General features: G+C 44.7%; 17 protein-coding genes and 1 pseudogene. 15 read left to right on the top strand and 3 right to left on the bottom strand.

Annotation, left to right across the window (positions count from 1 at the left end; all coding sequences use genetic code 11):
• Positions 1–79: 79 nt before the first annotated feature.
• The 3 genes from nadB to nadA are packed head-to-tail and all read left to right on the top strand — an operon-like array spanning position 80 to position 3,598.
• The gene (gene nadB, locus OSJ91_RS19550) at positions 80–1,663 is read left to right on the top strand and encodes an L-aspartate oxidase (protein WP_485890264.1); all 1,584 of its coding nucleotides are present in this window, start codon (positions 80–82) and stop codon (positions 1,661–1,663) included.
• Positions 1,644–2,495, top strand: coding sequence for a carboxylating nicotinate-nucleotide diphosphorylase (nadC, locus tag OSJ91_RS19545; RefSeq protein WP_350299605.1), 852 nt, complete (start codon positions 1,644–1,646; stop codon positions 2,493–2,495). The genes nadB and nadC overlap by 20 nt, the downstream gene beginning before the upstream one ends.
• Positions 2,492–3,598 (top strand): quinolinate synthase NadA, encoded by a 1,107-nt coding sequence (gene nadA, locus OSJ91_RS19540; protein WP_350299604.1) that lies wholly within the window; start codon positions 2,492–2,494, stop codon positions 3,596–3,598. Before nadC ends, nadA begins: the two co-directional genes overlap by 4 nt.
• Positions 3,599–4,016: 418 nt before the next feature.
• Here nadA and ypfJ read toward each other — a convergent pair whose 3' ends face one another.
• On the bottom strand, positions 4,017–4,862 hold the full coding sequence (gene ypfJ, locus OSJ91_RS19535) for a KPN_02809 family neutral zinc metallopeptidase (RefSeq protein ID WP_485890263.1): 846 nt from the start codon (positions 4,860–4,862) through the stop codon (positions 4,017–4,019).
• Between the two features lie 384 nt (positions 4,863–5,246).
• Between ypfJ and safA the strand changes: the two are divergent.
• From safA to yajC, 10 genes and pseudogenes are all read left to right on the top strand, one after another.
• Positions 5,247–5,391 (top strand): annotated as a pseudogene (gene safA / locus OSJ91_RS19530) (SafA/ExsA family spore coat assembly protein); the annotation flags it as partial.
• Positions 5,392–8,112: 2,721 nt separating this feature from the next.
• Positions 8,113–9,060: a phosphotransferase gene (locus OSJ91_RS19525; RefSeq protein WP_413019104.1), complete on the top strand. Its 948-nt coding sequence runs from the start codon at positions 8,113–8,115 to the stop codon at positions 9,058–9,060.
• A 102-nt stretch (positions 9,061–9,162) separates the two neighbouring features.
• A complete protein-coding gene (locus OSJ91_RS19520) occupies positions 9,163–9,762 on the top strand; it encodes a YhcN/YlaJ family sporulation lipoprotein (protein WP_350299600.1) in 600 nt (199 codons plus the stop codon).
• 110 nt (positions 9,763–9,872) lie between these two features.
• Positions 9,873–10,373, top strand: coding sequence for a BofC C-terminal domain-containing protein (locus OSJ91_RS19515; RefSeq protein WP_350299599.1), 501 nt, complete (start codon positions 9,873–9,875; stop codon positions 10,371–10,373).
• A 335-nt stretch (positions 10,374–10,708) separates the two neighbouring features.
• Positions 10,709–11,323 (top strand): Holliday junction branch migration protein RuvA, encoded by a 615-nt coding sequence (ruvA, locus tag OSJ91_RS19510; protein WP_350299598.1) that lies wholly within the window; start codon positions 10,709–10,711, stop codon positions 11,321–11,323.
• Positions 11,324–11,334: 11 nt separating this feature from the next.
• Positions 11,335–12,333 carry a Holliday junction branch migration DNA helicase RuvB gene (gene ruvB, locus OSJ91_RS19505; RefSeq protein WP_413019099.1) on the top strand — a complete coding sequence of 333 codons (999 nt, stop codon included), beginning with the start codon at positions 11,335–11,337 and terminating at the stop codon, positions 12,331–12,333.
• On the top strand, positions 12,330–12,536 hold the full coding sequence (locus tag OSJ91_RS19500) for a DUF2905 domain-containing protein (protein WP_034308809.1): 207 nt from the start codon (positions 12,330–12,332) through the stop codon (positions 12,534–12,536). The genes ruvB and OSJ91_RS19500 overlap by 4 nt, the downstream gene beginning before the upstream one ends.
• Before the next feature lie 38 nt (positions 12,537–12,574).
• Positions 12,575–13,603: a tRNA preQ1(34) S-adenosylmethionine ribosyltransferase-isomerase QueA gene (gene queA, locus OSJ91_RS19495; RefSeq protein WP_350299596.1), complete on the top strand. Its 1,029-nt coding sequence runs from the start codon at positions 12,575–12,577 to the stop codon at positions 13,601–13,603.
• Positions 13,604–13,633: 30 nt separating this feature from the next.
• Positions 13,634–14,779, top strand: a complete 1,146-nt coding sequence (gene tgt / locus OSJ91_RS19490) for a tRNA guanosine(34) transglycosylase Tgt (protein WP_170946880.1) — start codon at positions 13,634–13,636, stop codon at positions 14,777–14,779.
• Positions 14,780–14,822: 43 nt separating this feature from the next.
• Entirely contained in the window at positions 14,823–15,107 is a 285-nt protein-coding gene (gene yajC, locus OSJ91_RS19485; protein WP_214773395.1) for a preprotein translocase subunit YajC, read from the top strand.
• Positions 15,108–15,153: 46 nt separating this feature from the next.
• Here yajC and OSJ91_RS19480 read toward each other — a convergent pair whose 3' ends face one another.
• Positions 15,154–15,525, bottom strand: a complete 372-nt coding sequence (locus OSJ91_RS19480; RefSeq protein ID WP_096337820.1) for a TIGR04086 family membrane protein — start codon at positions 15,523–15,525, stop codon at positions 15,154–15,156.
• A 193-nt stretch (positions 15,526–15,718) separates the two neighbouring features.
• Here OSJ91_RS19480 and OSJ91_RS19475 point away from each other — a divergent pair, with 193 nt between their 5' ends.
• The gene (locus tag OSJ91_RS19475; protein WP_350299595.1) at positions 15,719–16,375 is read left to right on the top strand and encodes a DUF421 domain-containing protein; all 657 of its coding nucleotides are present in this window, start codon (positions 15,719–15,721) and stop codon (positions 16,373–16,375) included.
• A 29-nt stretch (positions 16,376–16,404) separates the two neighbouring features.
• On the opposite strand, the gene spoVB is transcribed toward OSJ91_RS19475, so the two are convergent.
• Positions 16,405–17,967: a stage V sporulation protein B gene (spoVB, locus tag OSJ91_RS19470; protein WP_350299594.1), complete on the bottom strand. Its 1,563-nt coding sequence runs from the start codon at positions 17,965–17,967 to the stop codon at positions 16,405–16,407.
• A gap of 171 nt (positions 17,968–18,138) precedes the next feature.
• Here spoVB and OSJ91_RS19465 point away from each other — a divergent pair, with 171 nt between their 5' ends.
• Complete coding sequence (locus OSJ91_RS19465; protein WP_137020410.1) at positions 18,139–18,444, top strand: post-transcriptional regulator; 306 nt, start codon at positions 18,139–18,141, stop codon at positions 18,442–18,444.
• The last annotated feature ends 156 nt before the right edge of the window (positions 18,445–18,600 follow it).

Here is an 18,600-nt window from a genome sequence, read left to right as displayed (position 1 = left end):
TAAAAAACTCTTGATAATAGTTTAATAATATGTAAATATAGTTGTCAAGACACCTGTCATAAACAGGAGGAATGAAATAATGGGAAAAGCGGAAATCATCGTGATAGGCAGCGGGATTGCTGCTTTGAAAACGGCATTGGAAGCAAGTGAACATAAGCATGTGATACTCATCACAAAATCAAATATCCGTCATGGCAATTCATATTTAGCTCAGGGCGGGATTGCTGCTGCAATATCTGGTCGTGACAGAGTATCCTTACATAAAAAAGATACGCTGGCGGCTGGTCAGAGATATAACAAAGTGAAGGCAGTGGAAAAACTCGTCGCAGAGGCACCTTCGGTTATAGCTGAGCTAATAGAATCGGGTATGCGATTTGACCATGATCATGACGGAACTCTATTGCTTGGCATGGAGGGTGCCCACAGTGAACGAAGAATCCTCCATAGTCACGGAGATGCTACAGGAAAGTACATCATGGAACATCTTATAGGGTGCTTGAAAAAATCATCGATTACTGTAATGGAGAATGTTGCTGCAGTGGAGTTGATCATCGGGAAAGATGATTCCTGCATAGGGGTCAAAACACTTGATAAGGCAGGGGATCTTGTTACCTATCATGCTGAACAGACGGTTTTGGCAACAGGCGGCTGTGGTTCACTATACCATTTCACTTCAAATTCACGAACGGTTTCAGGTGATGGAATCGCACTTGCATTCAAGGCCGGTGCAAAAGTTCGTGACATGGAATTCATACAGTTCCATCCGACCCTGCTTTTTGTAAATGGCAAAGCGCAAGGGCTGGTTTCAGAAGCGGTCCGGGGCGATGGTGCGAGATTAGTGACGGAAATGGGAAGGCCGATCATGAAGGATGTCCATAGCTTGAAAGATCTAGCTCCAAGGCATATTGTGGCACAAACGATTTTTTCTTATTTGCAGCGCGGTGAAAAGGTATTTTTGGATATTTCGATGATTAAGGATTTTAAGAATCGTTTTCCGACAGTGAGCTCATTATGTGAAAAAAGCGGGCTGGACCTTCAATCAGGGAAAATCCCCGTTGCACCTGGAAACCATTTTCTAATGGGGGGAATTGAAGTGGATGAATTCGGGCAGACCTCAGTTCCTTCTTTGTTTGCTGTAGGTGAAGTAGCGTGCACGGGTGTACATGGTGCAAACCGATTGGCAAGCAACTCCCTTCTCGAAGGGCTGGTTTTTGGAAATGCACTTGGCCGTTTCCTTGCTAAAGTGCCGGCAAGGGCGATACCGGAAGAAAAAGAGCAGTCCAAGAGTTCCAGTCCAGTTTCCTTTTTACCTGATCTCAAGACATTGCAGGAAAAATTAATGAACGAAGCGGGAATCGTTCGAAATGAAGCGGGATTAACTCGACTAAAGGATTATCTTGAGACATTTAATATCGAAAAATTGCTGCATTTGGAAGTAACGGAATTATCGATAGAAGAAATAACGAAAACCAATGCCATGATAGTGGCGTGGCTGATTGCCGAATCCGCATTGACCAGGACGGAAAGCAGGGGCGGTCATTTCCGCAGTGACTATCCAAACGAAGATGACGCCCAATGGCTTGAAAATTCGGTTATCCTTGCTTGCACGGATGTGAAAAACCGAGTGAAAGGGAGACGACTATATGAATATATTGAAGCTTAAGCAGATGCTGCAACAATTTTTAATGGAAGATATAGGGGAATGCGATGTAACGAGTGATACGATTTTTGATCAAGGTGAACAAGGAACTTTGACATTCATCGCAAAAGAAGGCGGGGTCTTTAGTGGAGGGGACGTCATCAAGACGGGATTTGCATTGTTGGATGAGCAAATCGAGGTTTTCGTTTTTGTTCAAGATGGCGAAGTCTTTGAAGAAGGGCAGCAGCTTGCAAGAATGACCGGCGATATGGCCTCTCTTTTAAAAGGGGAACGGGTCGTTTTGAATTTAGTGCAGCGTATGTCCGGCATTGCGACACAGGCTCATAAAGCTGCCATGATTTTAGCGGGGACGAAGACGAGAGCTTGTGATACGAGGAAAACAACACCAGGCCTGCGGATGCTTGAAAAATATGCGGTCCGTTCCGGCGGGGCATACAATCACAGAAATGGTCTGTATGATGCAGTCATGATAAAGGACAACCATATTTCTTTCGCTGGGTCCATAACGAAAGCGGTTCAAACGGTAAAATCCAAACTGGGACATACCACTAAAGTGGAAGTGGAAACGGAATCACCACAACAGGTGCTTGAAGCAGTGGCAGCCGGTGCAGATATCATCATGTTCGATAACCGGAGCCCCGAAGAAATCAAGCAACTGATAAAATTGGTTCCCGCCCACATCATAACTGAAGCCTCTGGAGGGATCCATTTAGACAATCTAGCTTCATATCGGGAAACTGGGGTAGATTATATTTCGTTGGGCAGCTTGACGCACAGTGTCAGGTCACTTGATATTAGCGCAAAGGTCAAAGAACGTGAGGGGATATTGAAATGAACATATTGGAGATGGCTAAAACAGCAGGAAATACATTGCCTGAAAAGTATAAAACGATGACAAAGGAAGAGATGGAGAATCGGGTCCATGACATCAAGAAACGACTGGGGAACCGTCTATATATCCCAGGCCATCATTATCAACGGGAGGAAGTCATTCAATTTTCGGATTCAACGGGGGATTCACTTCAATTGGCTCAGCTTTCCGCGCAAAATCGCGAAGCGGATTATATCGTGTTTTGCGGTGTGCATTTCATGGCTGAAACAGCCGATATTTTGACGGAAGAAGGGCAGACGGTTATCCTTCCTGACATGCGTGCAGGCTGTTCTATGGCGGATATGGCGGATATTGAACAAACGGAACGGGCGTGGACAAAGCTTCAGGATTTATTTGGCGATACGATCCTTCCGCTAACTTATGTTAATTCCACCGCGGCCATCAAAGCTTTTGTTGGGAAAAATGGCGGGGCGACGGTGACTTCTTCCAATGCACAGGGGATGGTCTCCTGGGCCCTCTCGCAAAAAGAAAGGATCCTTTTTCTTCCCGATCAGCATCTTGGAAGGAATACAGCCTTTGACCTTGGAATCCCATTGAATGAAATGGCTGTCTGGGATCCGCATAAGGATGAATTGATTTATGAAGGGGAACTCGAAGACCTGAAAGTACTTCTATGGAAAGGCCATTGTTCAGTCCATGAAAATTTCACCATTGCGAATATTGAAACGCTTAGAGCGGAGCAGCCTGAAATGAATATCATCGTTCATCCCGAATGCCGCCGTGAGGTAGTCGCACTGTCAGATTATGCGGGTTCGACATCGTACATCATCAATATGATCGAAAGAGCCGAACCAGGTAGTTCCTGGGCAATCGGAACGGAAATGAACCTTGTCAAGCGACTTATCGCCAATAATCCTGACAAGAACATCATCTCGTTAAATCCGAATATGTGTCCATGTCTTACGATGAATCGAATTGATCTGCCTCACCTGCTGTGGGCGCTTGAATCAATTGAAGAAGGTATAATCATCAATCCGATCAAAGTGGAGAAGAACATTGCGGATAATGCCATCCTAGCTTTAAACAGAATGCTGGAACGCGTTTGAGTTGTGCATTTTAAAAAGACTTTGGATCATAAGGAAATAGGGGCAATACCCCTTTGAGTTTGTCCACCTAATGGGGATTGGAATGGTCTTATCCCGAATCCCTATCACGATTTTATCAAGGGATTATTGCCATGATTTTAAAACAATACCGAGTTATCCTCATGTATTTTTACTGTTTTTAGCTGAAACTCACAGGGGTGAAGAAATTTGCGACACTCCTGCCGAATAACTGGCTAGCCTAGACCCCACAGACGCTTGCGTCGAGGAGGCTTGGCAGACAGTCGGCGGAAAGGGAGCGGATTTCTGAAATCAACTGCAATTTTTAGTAGACAAACTCGTTTTTCTTCGAATTGGTCTACAATCTGAAGGGGGATAAGACCCCCTTTTCTCTTATTGTAATCAAAACAGGTAAGAACTTTTAAAGGTTACTCGATTTAAAAGTATTGCCTTCATTCATATCACCGGATTTAAAACCTTTATTGAACCACCGTTTTCTCTGTTCGGATGTACCGTGCGTGAAGCTGTCCGGAACCACGTAACCCTGTGCCTTTTCTTGGATACGGTCATCCCCCACACCACTTGCTGCATTCAAGGCCTCCTCAAGATCGCCTTTTTCAAGTAAATTCTCTCCTTGGACATGATGTGCCCAAACTCCAGCCAAATAATCGGCCTGAAGTTCAAGACGGACAGAATACCTATTATATTCGGTCTCGCTGACCTGTGAACGATCGGGCATTTCCTTTTCCGTTGTCCCTAAAATTGTCTGAACGTGATGTCCGACTTCGTGGGCAATAACATAGGCCATGGCGAAATCACCGGGTGCCTGGAACTCTTGCTTCAACTCTTGATAAAAGCTGAGATCAATATATAGTTTCTTGTCACCCGGACAATAAAATGGCCCTACCGAAGAAGCTGCCATTCCGCATGCCGATTCGACACTGCCTGAATACAGGACAAGGTTCGGTTCCTTATATTCCAGTCCATTTTTTCGGAATTCTTCTGTCCAGACCTGCTCCGTTTCTGCAAGGACGACAGATACGAACTGCGCAAGTTCCTTCTCTTCATCAGTCTCGACATAAGTGCTGCCATCGTTCGATTCAGTAGAATTCAAACTGCCTAGCAATTCGCTAGGATTACCGCCAAGGAGCGTCACGATCAAGACAATTACCAATCCGACCCCTCCGCCGATTCCGGCCATGCCTTTTCCGCTCATGCCTCTTCTGTCCTCGACGTTCGAGCTGCCCTGTCTACCTTTCCATTTCATTATTATTCCCCCCAGGGATGTAAGATAAGTACCTGAAGACAAAGCCTTAGGTCATTTACTTTCTTATACCCGGATTTCCCTGAGTTTAGACAGAAGCTTGAAAGAAGTGTTTCATAACATGATAGCTTCAAACTTAAAAACCATTGCTTCCTTTTTTTAGAATGAAGGCAATGGTCGCAATTAAATACTTTTTAAGAATGGCATTCCTTTTCGAAGATGTCATATCATTTATTTCCTCTCCAAAAAAGTACCTTCCATTTTCCTAAATCATTGATCCAATCATAAATGTCATTTTTCACGCATAAGTTTTCATGATAAAAATAATAGCAATTCACCCACTGCTTCATAGAATATATGGACATATGCACAGGAGGGGTTAACAGCGTGAAAATTCATATAGTCCAAAAAGGCGATACACTTTGGAAACTCGCCAAAAAATACGGCGTCAGTTTTGAAGAACTTAAAAAAGTTAACGCACAATTGAGCAACCCGGACATGATGATGCCCGGAATGAAAATTAAAATACCAGGGACATCCGGAGCTGTAATAAAAGAAACGGCTAAATCAAACGTGAATATTCAACCGGGAATTAAAGAATCCCAAATTCAACCGTACCAGGCTCAGCCAGCGCCTATAAAAGAACAGCAAATTATGCAAAAACCGGCTGTTAAAGAACAGCCGATGTTTCAACAGCCGGTAAAAGAACAGCCGAAATTTCAGCAGCCGGTAAAAGAACAGCCGATGTTTCAACAGCCGGTAAAAGAACAGCCGATGTTTCAACAGCCGGTAAAAGAACAGCCGATGTTTCAACAGCCGGTAAAAGAACAGCCGATGTTTCAACAGCCGGTAAAAGAACAGCCGATGTTTCAACAGCCGGTAAAAGAACAGCCGAAATTTCAGCAGCCGGTAAAAGAACAGCCGATGTTTCAACAGCCGGTAAAAGAACAGCCGAAATTTCAGCAGCCGGTAAAAGAACAGCCGATGTTTCAACAGCCGGTAAAAGAGCAGCCGAAATATCAACAGCCGATAAAAGAGCAACCAATCGTTCAACAACCAGTGAAGGAACAACCAGTCAAGAAAGAGCAGCAGATCATTCAGCCAAAGCCGATCATTAAAGAAAAGCAAAAAATCGTTCCAAAAGAAGTTCCGGTGCCCATGCCGGTGATTCCGGAAATCGATATCAATAATTATTATATGGTCAACATGACCAATATGAGTGTGCAAAAGCCTCCTGCACCACCACCTTTACCAAAGAAAAAAGAAGAGCCGGCAGTCACTAAAAAGAAGAAGAAAAAGCCAGCTGTACAGCCAGCTCAGGAATACAGTGAGCCGGTGGATGATTGTATTCCAGTAACACCAATTTTGCCCGGAAGCGGTTATTGCATTCAGCCGCCACCGTGGGCGCAGATGCATATGCAAGCCCCATATCAAGGAGTTCCAGGGTATCAGGCGGCTCCGGAAGTACATGGTTATCAAATGATGGAAGAGAGCTCTGATGTTTGGGGAGAATCTTCTGACATGTACATGATGGATCAAGGATTCGTCCAAGGGGCGAGCATGAATATACCAAGCCAGCAACAATATCCATATCAAGCCTCCGCACCGGTTCCGCACCATTACTATGGAGGGATGAATCAACAAGCTCAAGTAGCAGGTTCATATATGCAGCAAGATTATGAGTCACCAGGCGAATCGCCATCTTCATACAACAACAATAACTATAACTTTCCTCAGCAGTATAACCAGGCTGCCGGTGAGGAAGAGGAAGATTGCGGCTGTAATAAGGGGTTACTTGGAACTTATGGGCCGGAAGTGAAGGGGCAGTATCAAGGAAACCAAAAAATGGATGCCGATGCACATCACCATCCAGATTATCACCAATATCAATCCGTTCAGTCACAGCTGCAGCACCAGCAACAGCATCAGGCCCCATACCAAGGGATGTCACCTAATGCATCTCAAATGGAGAAAGAGATGCAACAATATGAAGAAGAGTCAGTAGAATCGGCTTACCAATATGAAGGAATCATGACGATGGGCGGTCAAAACGGAGGCCAACCGGTCATGACGATGGGCGGTCAAAACGAAGGCCAACCAGACATGATGATGGGCGGTCAAAACGGAGGCCAGCCAGACATGATGATGGGCGGTCAAAACGGAGGCCAGCCAGACATGATGATAGGCGGTCAAAACGGAGGCCAGCCAGACATGATGATAGGCGGTCAAAACGGAGGCCAGCCAGACATGATGATGGGCGGTCAAAACGGAGGCCAGCCAGACATGATGATGGGCGGCCAAAACGGAGGCCAGCCGGACATGATGATGGGCGGCCAAAACGGAGGCCAGCCAGACACGATGATGGGCGGTCAAAACGGAGGCCAGCCGGACATGATGATGGGCGGCCAAAACGGAGGCCAGCCGGACATGATGATGGGCGGCCAAAATGGAGGCCAGCCAGACATGATGATGGGCGGCCAAAACGGAGGCCAGCCAGACATGATGATGGGCGGACAAAGCGGAGGCCAGCCAAACATGATGATGGGCGGTCAAAACGGAGGCCAGCCGAACATGGTGATGGGCGGCCAAAATGGAAGCCAGCCAGGTATGATGATGGGCGGCCAAAACGGAGGCCAGCCGTGGATGATGGGCGGTCAAAACGGAGGTCAGCCGTGGATGATGGGCGGTCAAAACGGAGGTCAGCCGTGGATGATGGGCGGCCAAAACGGAGGTCAGCCAGGCATGATGATGGGTGGTCAAAACGGAGGCCAGCCAGGCATGATGATGGGTGGTCAAAACGGAGGCCAGCCAGGCATGATGATGGGCGGTCAAAACGGAGGCCAGCCGGGCATGATGATGGGCGGTCAAAACGGAGGCCTACCAGGTATGATGATGGGCGGTCAAAACGGAGGCCTACCAGGTATGATGATGGGCGGTCAAAACGGAGGCCTACCAGGTATGATGATGGGCGGCCAAAATGGAGGCCAGCCAGGTATGATGGGCGGTCAAAACGGAGGTCAGCCAGAGATGATGGGCGATCAAAACGGTGGTCTGCCGTGGATGGGCCGTCAAAATGGAGGCCAGCCGGGAATGATGCCTAGACAATTTGGTGGTCAGCCGGAAATGATGCGCGGTCAGCTAGGGGGGCAACCTGAAGCTATGTTACCTGGACAAATGGGTGGCCAGCCAGGCCAATTCGGGGGCGTTCGTGCGCCTGAAACATTTGGGATACCGACATATGTAGATGAAAGCGATGACTACTAATTATCAAGGAGACAGTGTTTTTAACACTCGTCTCCTATCTTATTTAAATCGTAAGCCAAAGAATGTCCGCCATATTCAAAGCAGTGTCTATTTAATAACTTTTGAAAAGGGTCATCCAATGATCCTTAAAGGATTCGATAGCTTTGAAAAGTGGGATCGGCAAAGAGAATTGACTTCTTTGTTAAAACAAAAGGGTTTTCATCAAACGTATTATATTCATCAGAATTTAATGCCCTTTGAATTTAAAGGGAAATGGTATGGGAGTATGGACTATTTTCCGCCGAGTAAGAAAAAATTCAGATATTCCAATCATAAGGACCGTTTAGAGGGAATTAAGTTACTGGAAAGCTTCCATGATGTGTCGGAACATCTCTCCATTAACGCGCCTGTGTTCAATCAATCAAAAAAGTGGAAAGAACGTTTATCACTTTTTAAAAAGAACTTTTCTTATGTTCGCCAATATGTTTCCGAAGATATTATCAAGGAATGGATTAGATGGGGTGAGTGGGCGCTAGAGGGGTTTGATAAAAATCAGTCTTTATGGAATAAGGAAAAGAAAGTAATCATTCATGGTGATTGTGCCCACCATAATTTCTTGCGCAGAGCGGACGGCACTTTGACTTTAATCGATTTTGACTTAATGGCAAATGCCCCGAGGTGCATTGATTATTTACAATATGCAAATCGAATATCGCATCATTTGGAAGATGCGGCCACCGAGCTGTGGGATGTGCCGCAATTGCAAAGGTATCAGTCAGACCTGGCCTTTTTATATGCTTTAACTTATCCTACCGATATTTTCCGAGAATGGAATCGTCTTAATAAAAGTTCTTCCCAGCTTCATTCGGTCTGGAAAATGACCGTGGAAGGTTTTTCGGAGCGGATGGCGATGAATGAAAAATTGGCAAAAAGGATTTCTTCCCTTAATAGGAATTAAAACGGGTTTTTGGCCGTATCTTACAGAGTACATTTCCCGTTCGACACCCATGCTAATTATGAGCGGAATATAGCTCATTCAATTGCAATGGGAGGGTTATTGGTGCAGAAAATAAAATGGGCACAGCCGCTTTGTACGGTATTGGCCGCCGTCAGTTTGGTTGGATGTGCTAATAATGATACTGCGGAAGATGAAAATATCACGAATGATACAGGATACCATGAAAAAGATGCATTGGTACGCAACATCAATTATGAGAATATGGTGCAAGGTTTATACAATAAAGATGATGCATACAGTAAGAGTGACCGTAACTACCATGGACATGAGAGTAAACCGCTAAAGGCGCGATCATCTTATTATAATTCTTATGAAGGCGCTTTAGCCGACAAAGTCAATGGTGTCGCCAATAAAGTGGAGCCGGTCATCGATGCCAGGACGATCATCATGAAAGACGAAATGCTGGTAGCCTTGCTGCTTGATGACTACAGCCAAGCAAAAGATGTTAAAGAAAGAATCAAGAAGGAAATCGGACCGCTTACCAATGGCCGTACCCTATATGTCACCACCGATGAAGGTGTCTATTTCAGAACGATGACACTTGATAACAATCTTCGGGATGGAGACACGAGGGAAATGATCACTTTGGATGCCAATGACATGTTCGATAATCTTAACATTCACGAAAATCACTTGAAATAATTAGTGGGCTGACCCGATATGGAGTCAGCTCTTTTTTGATTTTTTTCTGGTTAATAATCCTTATTTGGGTCAAACTACATAAAAAGTAAACGCCTTAAGAGGTGAGTATATTGATTAATCAACTCAGAATCCAATTTTTCATGACGCTTATCATATTGCCATTTTGCTTAACCGTTTTTGCCGAAGAAACCGTTCAAAAGGAAAATGATCCAATTGAGAGGAAGGTCATTCTTCAGCGTATGTATCTGGATGGCGAGTTAAGTGAAGAGAAATTGACAGAAACCATTTGGTCGATGGAGGACTTTTGGTCAAAATATGAAGGATGGAAAGTAGTCGATCAAAATGAAGAGCAGATTGTCATGAAGAAAATTGAAAATGACATATCTCCGCTTTTAAAAGCGAATGGTTACCTTGGGATGAGGGAAGATGGTACGTTATCCATTTTTATCGGAAGGCCTGAGCACGCCAAGATCATTCATACTTTCTACCAAATAGACGTTGGTAAACTTGAAGCATACAAGCAGGAGGAACTGCAAAAAGGGATTCCGATCATGAATAAAGACCAATATAAACAGCTCATTAAAGAATATGAGCCATATTCGGTAAACTAGGGTGGGATTACACCCCATCTTTCAGACTGTAGACAAACTCGATAGGATGGAGTTTGTCTACAGTTTTTTTAGTATTTTACATTGGCCGTTGACTTCCACTGCAGGCACTCGCTTTCCGCGGGCGGTCCGCCCACGGCGCCTTTGCGGTCTCCTTGGACGCGTATTTCCCGCAGGAGTCTCGCACACCCGTTCCAATCAACTTTGTTTTAAGCATAGTTGTAACACCCGAAAATCCTTGTGAAAAGACTTTGCCGATTATGAAATAACTTTTAATGAACAACACCCCCTTTTTATGATAAAATGAGAGGTACAGCAAAATCAGGGAGAGAATTAATTTGTATGATTATATAAAAGGCAAGGTCGATTATATTGGACCTGAATACATAGTTGTGGAAAATGGGGGGATCGGATATCAAGTGATGACGCCGAATCCTTTTATTTTTTCCGCTCAATACCAGAAAGAAATTCAAGTTTTCTTGTATCATTATGTTCGTGAGGATATGGCCGCATTATACGGATTCCAGACTCGTCAAGAAAAGGCGTTATTCACAAAATTATTGAATGTAACCGGAATCGGGCCGAAGGGTGCTCTAGCCATATTGGCATCTGGCCAGGTTGATCAGGTGGTGCAGGCGATCGAAAATGAAGATGAATCGTTTTTGGTGAAATTCCCGGGAGTCGGAAAGAAAACGGCACGGCAAATGATCCTCGATTTAAAAGGGAAACTTGAAAATATTATTCCGGATGCGTTTCCAAGCTTGTTTAACGAAGGCGTCACGGCTGCACTCAGTCCAAATGGTTATACAGAGGAGTTGGATGAAGCCGTTCTTGCATTGAAGGCTCTTGGTTATTCTGAAAAGGAAGTCCAAAAGGTTGCCAAGAAATTGCAGTCTGAAGATATGACGACCGAGCAATATATTAAGAAAGCATTGCAAATGATGTTAAGATAAGGAGTGGCGCAATGGAGGAGAGAATATTCAATCAGGAAGCCGATTTGAACGAACTGTCCTTTGAACAAAGCTTGCGGCCGCAAAACTTAAAGCAATATATCGGACAGGATAAAGTGAAAGCGAATTTAGGTGTATACATCGAAGCGGCAAGGATGCGTGAAGAAACGCTCGATCATGTACTTTTATATGGACCGCCTGGCCTTGGAAAGACGACGCTTGCCGTCATCATCGCCAATGAAATGGGTGTGAATATCCGCACGACTTCCGGTCCCGCCATTGAGCGGCCGGGAGATCTGGCGGCCATTTTGAGTGCACTTGAACCGGGTGATGTATTGTTCATTGATGAGATTCACCGTCTTCCCCGTGTCGTTGAAGAAGTTCTATACCCGGCTATGGAGGACTTCTGTCTGGATATTGTAGTCGGCAAGGGACCGGAAGCCCGTTCGATCAGGATCGACTTGCCGCCGTTTACCCTCGTAGGGGCCACAACACGTGCAGGCTCACTGTCTGCACCGCTCAGGGACCGTTTTGGCGTTTTGAGCCGTCTTGAATATTATACGGAAAACCATTTGACTGATATCATCATCCGTACGGCAAGAATCATGGATACGGAAATGGATGATCAAGCAGCGGCAGAGCTTGCAAGAAGATCAAGGGGCACACCGAGGATTGCCAATCGGCTTTTACGAAGGGTCAGGGATTTCGCCCAGGTACGCGGTGATGGTACGATAACGGCCGAACTTGCCGATTATGCGCTTGAATTAATGCAGGTCGACCGTTTAGGACTCGATCATATTGACCATAAATTACTTAAAGGGATCATTGAAAAATTCCGTGGCGGGCCCGTGGGTCTGGAAACGATTGCGGCAACGATTGGCGAAGAGGCACATACGATCGAAGATGTGTATGAACCATATCTGTTACAAGTCGGTTTTCTTCAGCGTACCCCAAGAGGCCGGATGGCAACACAGCTTGTTTATGAGCATTTCGGAATGGAGATGCCTGAATGATGAATATACCAAAGATGGTCATGATTTTGGGTGTGATTATATTCGTGATTGGTTTTGCGATGAAATATATCCATCTCGGCAGGCTGCCGGGAGATATTTTTCTAAAAAAGGGGAATACGACGTTTTACTTTCCCATCGTTACATCAATCATCGTCAGTGTTGTATTGTCCGCGATTTTTTATTTGATCGGCCGTTTTAAATAATGATTACAGCTTGATAGACACGTAAGGAAGTGGAACAGATGAAATTGGATATGTTTGATTTTCATTTACCGGAGGAACTGATTGCCCAAGTTCCTTTGGAGGATAGAGAAGCAAGTAGATTGATGGTGCTAGACAAAGAAACCGGCAAGCTTGAGCATGATGTATTCAGCCATATTACGGAATATATCAAACCGGGAGATTGCCTTGTGTTGAATGATACGAAGGTGCTTCCAGCCCGGCTATACGGCAGTAAAGAAGGAACGGGTGCAAAAATCGAAGTCTTGCTGCTTAAGCAAGAGCATGATGATGTATGGGAAACGCTTGTGAAGCCGGCCAAACGGATTAAAGAAGGCTCGACGATCGTTTTCGGCGATGGTAAGCTGAGTGCTGTTTGTACAGGTGTACTTGAGCATGGCGGCCGAATCCTTGAATTTAAATATGAAGGCATATTTTATGAAATACTGGAGAAGCTTGGCGAAATGCCGTTACCTCCATACATCAAGGAACAACTCGACGACCAGGACCGCTATCAAACGGTTTATGCGCGGGAACGGGGATCTGCAGCCGCACCTACCGCTGGCCTGCATTTTACGGAGGATTTGCTCGGGAAACTTAAAGGGATGGGTGTCCACATCGCCTTCATCACGCTGCATGTTGGGCTTGGTACATTCCGTCCGGTAAGTGTCGACGATATAGATAGTCACGAAATGCATTCGGAATTTTATCAAATGACGGAAGGCACTGCCAGATTACTGAATGATGTGAAAGAAAAAGGCGGGAAAATCATTACGGTCGGCACTACGTCCACAAGGACATTGGAAACGATTGCGTCCCGCAATGATGGGGTTTTCAAGGAAGAGAATGGCTGGACGAGCATCTTCATTTATCCTGGATATGAGTTCAAAGGGATCGATGCGATGATAACGAACTTCCATTTGCCCAAATCGACTTTAATCATGCTTATTTCTGCACTTGCAGGCAGGGAGCATGTCCTTCATGCCTATGAAACGGCTGTGGAAGAAAAATACAGGTTCTTTAGTTTTGGAGATGCAATGTTAATTAAGTAATATAAGAGTGAGAAGCTCTTGAAGGGAGTTATTGCGTTGACTGCAATACGATATGAGTTAATCAAAACATGTAAACAGACAGGGGCACGGCTAGGCCGGGTCCATACACCGCATGGTTCTTTTGAAACGCCGGCATTTATGCCGGTTGGAACGATGGCTACTGTCAAAACGATGTCCCCGGAAGATTTGAAACAAATGGGGGCAGGCATCATCCTGAGCAATACGTACCACCTATGGCTGCGTCCGGGGCATGAAATCATCAAGGAAGCTGGCGGATTGCATAAGTTCATGAACTGGGATCGGGCGATTTTGACCGATTCAGGCGGCTTTCAAGTCTTCAGTTTAAGCGAGTTCCGCAAAATTGAAGAAGAGGGTGTGCATTTCAGGAACCATCTGAATGGCGATAAATTATTTTTATCTCCGGAAAAAGCTATGGAAATACAAAATGCGCTTGGCTCCGATATTATGATGGCATTTGATGAATGTCCGCCATTTCCGGCGACTGAAGAGTATATGAAGAAGTCAGTTGAACGGACATCGCGCTGGGCTGAACGCTGTTTGAATGCACATGAGCGTCCAAATGACCAAGGGCTGTTCGGAATCGTTCAAGGCGGGGAGTTTGAAAATCTTCGCAAACAAAGTGCAAAAGACCTTGTCTCCCTTGACTTCCCGGGTTATGCTATTGGAGGGTTATCCGTAGGGGAACCGAAGGATATCATGAACCGCGTCCTTGAGTTTACAACTCCGCTGCTGCCATCTGACAAACCGCGTTACCTTATGGGGGTCGGTTCACCGGACTCATTGATCGATGGTGCACTCCGCGGTGTTGATATGTTTGACTGTGTACTGCCGACGCGAATCGCACGTAATGGCACGCTCATGACGAGCAATGGGCGGCTGGTTGTGAAAAATGCGAAGTATGCACGCGATTTCGGTCCAATCGATGAAAATTGCGATTGCCATGTTTGCAAGAATTATAGCCGGGCATATATCCGCCATTTGATTAAATGTGAAGAAACCTTTGGTATTCGCCTTACGACTTACCATAATCTTCACTTTCTGTTAAACTTGATGGAACAGGTCAGACAAGCTATTCGAGAAGATCGTCTTGGAGACTTTAGGGAAGAGTTTTTTGAGCAGTATGGTTTCAATGAACCAAATGCGAGAAACTTCTAATTCCATAAATATTTTAATGAACGAAAGGAGTGAATATACTTAAATGGGTTCTTTAGCACAAATACTTCCGTTGATTTTAATGTTCGTATTGTTCTATTTCTTATTGATCCGCCCGCAGCAAAAACGCCAAAAGGCTACGCAAAACATGCAAAGCAGTTTGAAAAAAGGTGATAAGGTTGCTACTATCGGCGGCATGCACGGAACAATCGATGCAATCGATGAACTGCAAATCGTCATTAAATCACCAGACGGTACAAAACTGACTTTTGACCGTGCAGCAATCCGTGAAATTACGGAAAGCGCACCGAATAAAGAAACATCCCTATAAAACAAACGAAAACCGGGCCATGTGCCCGGTTTTTTGCTGTCTTTTTTTAATCGGAGCGTGAGTCTGAACTCATGTTGACCCCAAGAACGCCACCCATCATGGCCGTAATCACAAAACAGCCATAGTATATCCATTGCTTGATGGTGAAAAGTGCATCGTGACCTAAATATTGAAAAAGGAACACGACCAACAGATAAAGCAGCCCAGTGCTTCCGCCCAAGAATAGTCCTTGCTTTTTCCCTTTGCCTCCTGAAATGAATCCACCAATGAACAGCGATAAAAAGGACACGATCATGACCACGTATGTCAGGGATGATTCCGTCAGTGAAGTAAAACGAAGAAGGATGGAAACGATTAAACTAGCAATCATCGCTATGGCAAAGATGGAGCCTACGCCATAAATTACGGCGACACTCATTTTTTTAGTTTCGATGGGTATTCCTCCTTTTTAAAAGGCTGATACGTATAGCCTGTTTATGTGTTTGTACAAGCATATTCCCGATATCGAACCTTTAGACCAGGTTTAAGAAGCTTCCCGTAAAATTAGAAAATATTATGGAGTAATTTTTCAATTCCCAAGCCATGCTATGGATGAAGGAAGTGTTGTTAAAGTGGATATCTATCTAGGGATCATTTTTCGAACGGCGGTAATCTATCTGGTCATCTGGTTCCTTTTTCGAATGATGGGGAAGCGGGAAGTTGGGGAACTGAGCGTTCTCGATTTAGTGGTATCCATCATGATAGGGGACATTGCTGTGCTATCCTTTGAAGATTTGGAAAAACCGTTTATCCGACAGACTATCCCAATGTTTGTCCTCGCGATCCTCCAAATTACATTGGCATTTGCCTCATTGAAAAGTGTCAAATTACGCAATTTCATGGACGGCAAGCCGCAGATCATCATTAATCAGGGGAAAATAGATGAAAAAGCGATGCGCAGACAAAGATATAATTTTGATGACTTATTGACCCAACTTCGTGAACAAGGAATTATTGATATAAACGAAGTTCAATTTGCCATCCTTGAAACTTCAGGAAGGCTCTCGGTGATTAAAAAAAGCGACGAAGAAGGGTCAGAAAGTCAGGTACCATTCCCGCTAATTGTTGACGGAGAGATACAGGAAGAAAATCTTGATAAAATTGGGAAAAACCATTTTTGGCTTCTGAATCAGTTAAAAAAACATGGAGAAACGAAGGTTAAAGAGATTTCGATTTGCGGATACATAGATGGCCAATTTTACATCGATAAAAATGAAACGAAGAAATGAACCGAAGCCCTTGGATGCTTCGGTTCATTTTATTTCCAAGCGAATTTTGATAAAAAGCCGCCCACTACGGGAATCCTGATCAGATCGGCCTTTTTTATGCTGCCGGTCATGAACAGGAAAAATGTGAACAGCAGGATAACGACCGTCACGGAAAGCAAAAGCCGTATGCCAAGTGGCTGTGAGGAGAGCGGGAATTGATAAAGATAATAACCGCCCCATCCGGAAATTAAAGCAAGGACCAAAGCTGACATATAGCTGCGGAAATGAAGCGTGAAAGGGACGACCTTCAGCACAGTTGAAAAATGCAGGAAGGTAACGAGCATCGTACCGACGGCTATCCCGATTGCGGCTCCCATGATTCCGAAACTTTCCTTTGACGCCAGCAGCCAGATCACACCGATTTTAAGGATGTTACCAGCCAGGCTGTTGAACATTGCGGCCTTTGCAAGATCCAGTGCTTGCAGCATGGATTGCAGCGGATATTGAAAGTAATATAGGATGAAAAAGGGTGCCAGGAATTTAATGAAAACGGCAGCATGCGAAGAGCCGTACATGACTTGTAAAATCGGTTCGGCAAAGATGAATAAAATGACGATAGCTAAACAGCCTGTGATAAAGGTGATCTTCAGTGCCTGCTGAAGCCTGTGTTCAACGAGTAAAAAGTTTCCGGTCGTACGGGCTTCACTCACTGCCGGGACAAGTGCCGTCGCCAATGATGACGTAACGAAGGAAGGAAGCATGAGTAAAGGCAGGGCGTACCCTGTCAGCTCCCCATATTGACTTGTGGCTGCGGCCGCGGTGACTCCGGCAAGTGCCAAACTCTGGGCGACCACTATCGGTTCGAAAAACCACGAAACCGATCCAATCATCCTGCTCCCGGTGGAAGGAAGGGCAATCCCCATCAATTCGGTGAATGTTCCTTTTCCGGATTTGACATTCTTGAAGAAACCCTTTCTGAACTTAAAATGTTTCTTTAATTTAAAGCTGGTCAATAAGTAGATGAGAGATACAAGCTCACCGATAATCGATGCGAACATCGCCCCGGCTGCAGCATATTCGATTCCATATGGCAAAAAGGCCTTCGTCAGGACGGCTATGAAAGTGATTCGGGCCACCTGTTCGATAACTTGTGAGAAAGCGAAGGGCTTCATATTTTGCTTGCCTTGGAAATAACCGCGCAGTACGGAAGATATGGCGATGATAGGTACGATAGGGGCAATCGCCATGAGCGGCCATAACGTCCGTTTGTCAGTGAATAGGTATTCTGAGAGAGCCGGCGCGAAAAGCAGCATCGCAGGAGTGAAAATCATCGATAGAGTAAAGGTGCAGGCCAAAGAAACGACAAGGATTTTCTTGATTTTCCGTTCATCACCTCTGGCATTTGCCTCAGCCACGTATTTCGAAATGGCGATTGGCAGGCCTAACTGGGTTATGTTCACGACGAGAAAGAGGGTCGGTAAAGCCATCATATATAAACCAACGCCTTCTTCGCCGATGAAGCGGGCGATGACAATGCGGTTAATGAAACCAAGAACCCTTGTAATCAGGCTTGCGATTAATAATATCAGCGTCCCTTTTAAAAATTTGGACATTGAACTCCCTCCCTGCCTTCTCAAAAAAGCGGTTATGCTATACAATTATCTATATGCTTGTACTTGGACAAAGCATGACAAAAGTGTTTGTTTGCGTTCTAACAAATGATTAGAAACCCTTCTAAGAAAATGCGCATTCATTTGAGAATCATTTTTACTGGAGGCAAAGTGATGGCAAAAAAGAATCATCCCTATCAAAGGTATTATCTAAAGGTGCGTCCATTCTTGAAGAGCAAGCGTGAGGAATTCCAAATGGTCGGATTGAATGCCGTAACGGAGGAAGACATATGGGGAACCTTAACCAAAAATAAATGGAAGCGTCCGCAGGAAAACATTCACATACATGAACTTGTCGCAGATATCGTGACATTTTCGAGCAACCAGTTCATGACTTTCCAAATGGTCGAAGCTTATAAATCACCAAACCTATTTGAGCCGCTTTCTGAAGAGGAACTGAAGGAACTTTTGAAAGAATGACGCAAAGATATACTTAAATTGACAGCTGTTTGTATTTGACTCATAATAGATATGGTTATGCTTTTTTTGGAAAAGCATGGAAAGCTGTGTCTTTTTTCTTAAACAGCAAAGGGAATGCAGTTATCATTTAAACAAAAAATGACAGTTTTTTTAACT

This window comes from Bacillus sp. T-10(2022), assembly GCF_056502895.1.
The sequence above is the reverse complement of the archived record's forward strand: the minus strand, read 5'-3'. Positions and strand labels throughout refer to the sequence as shown.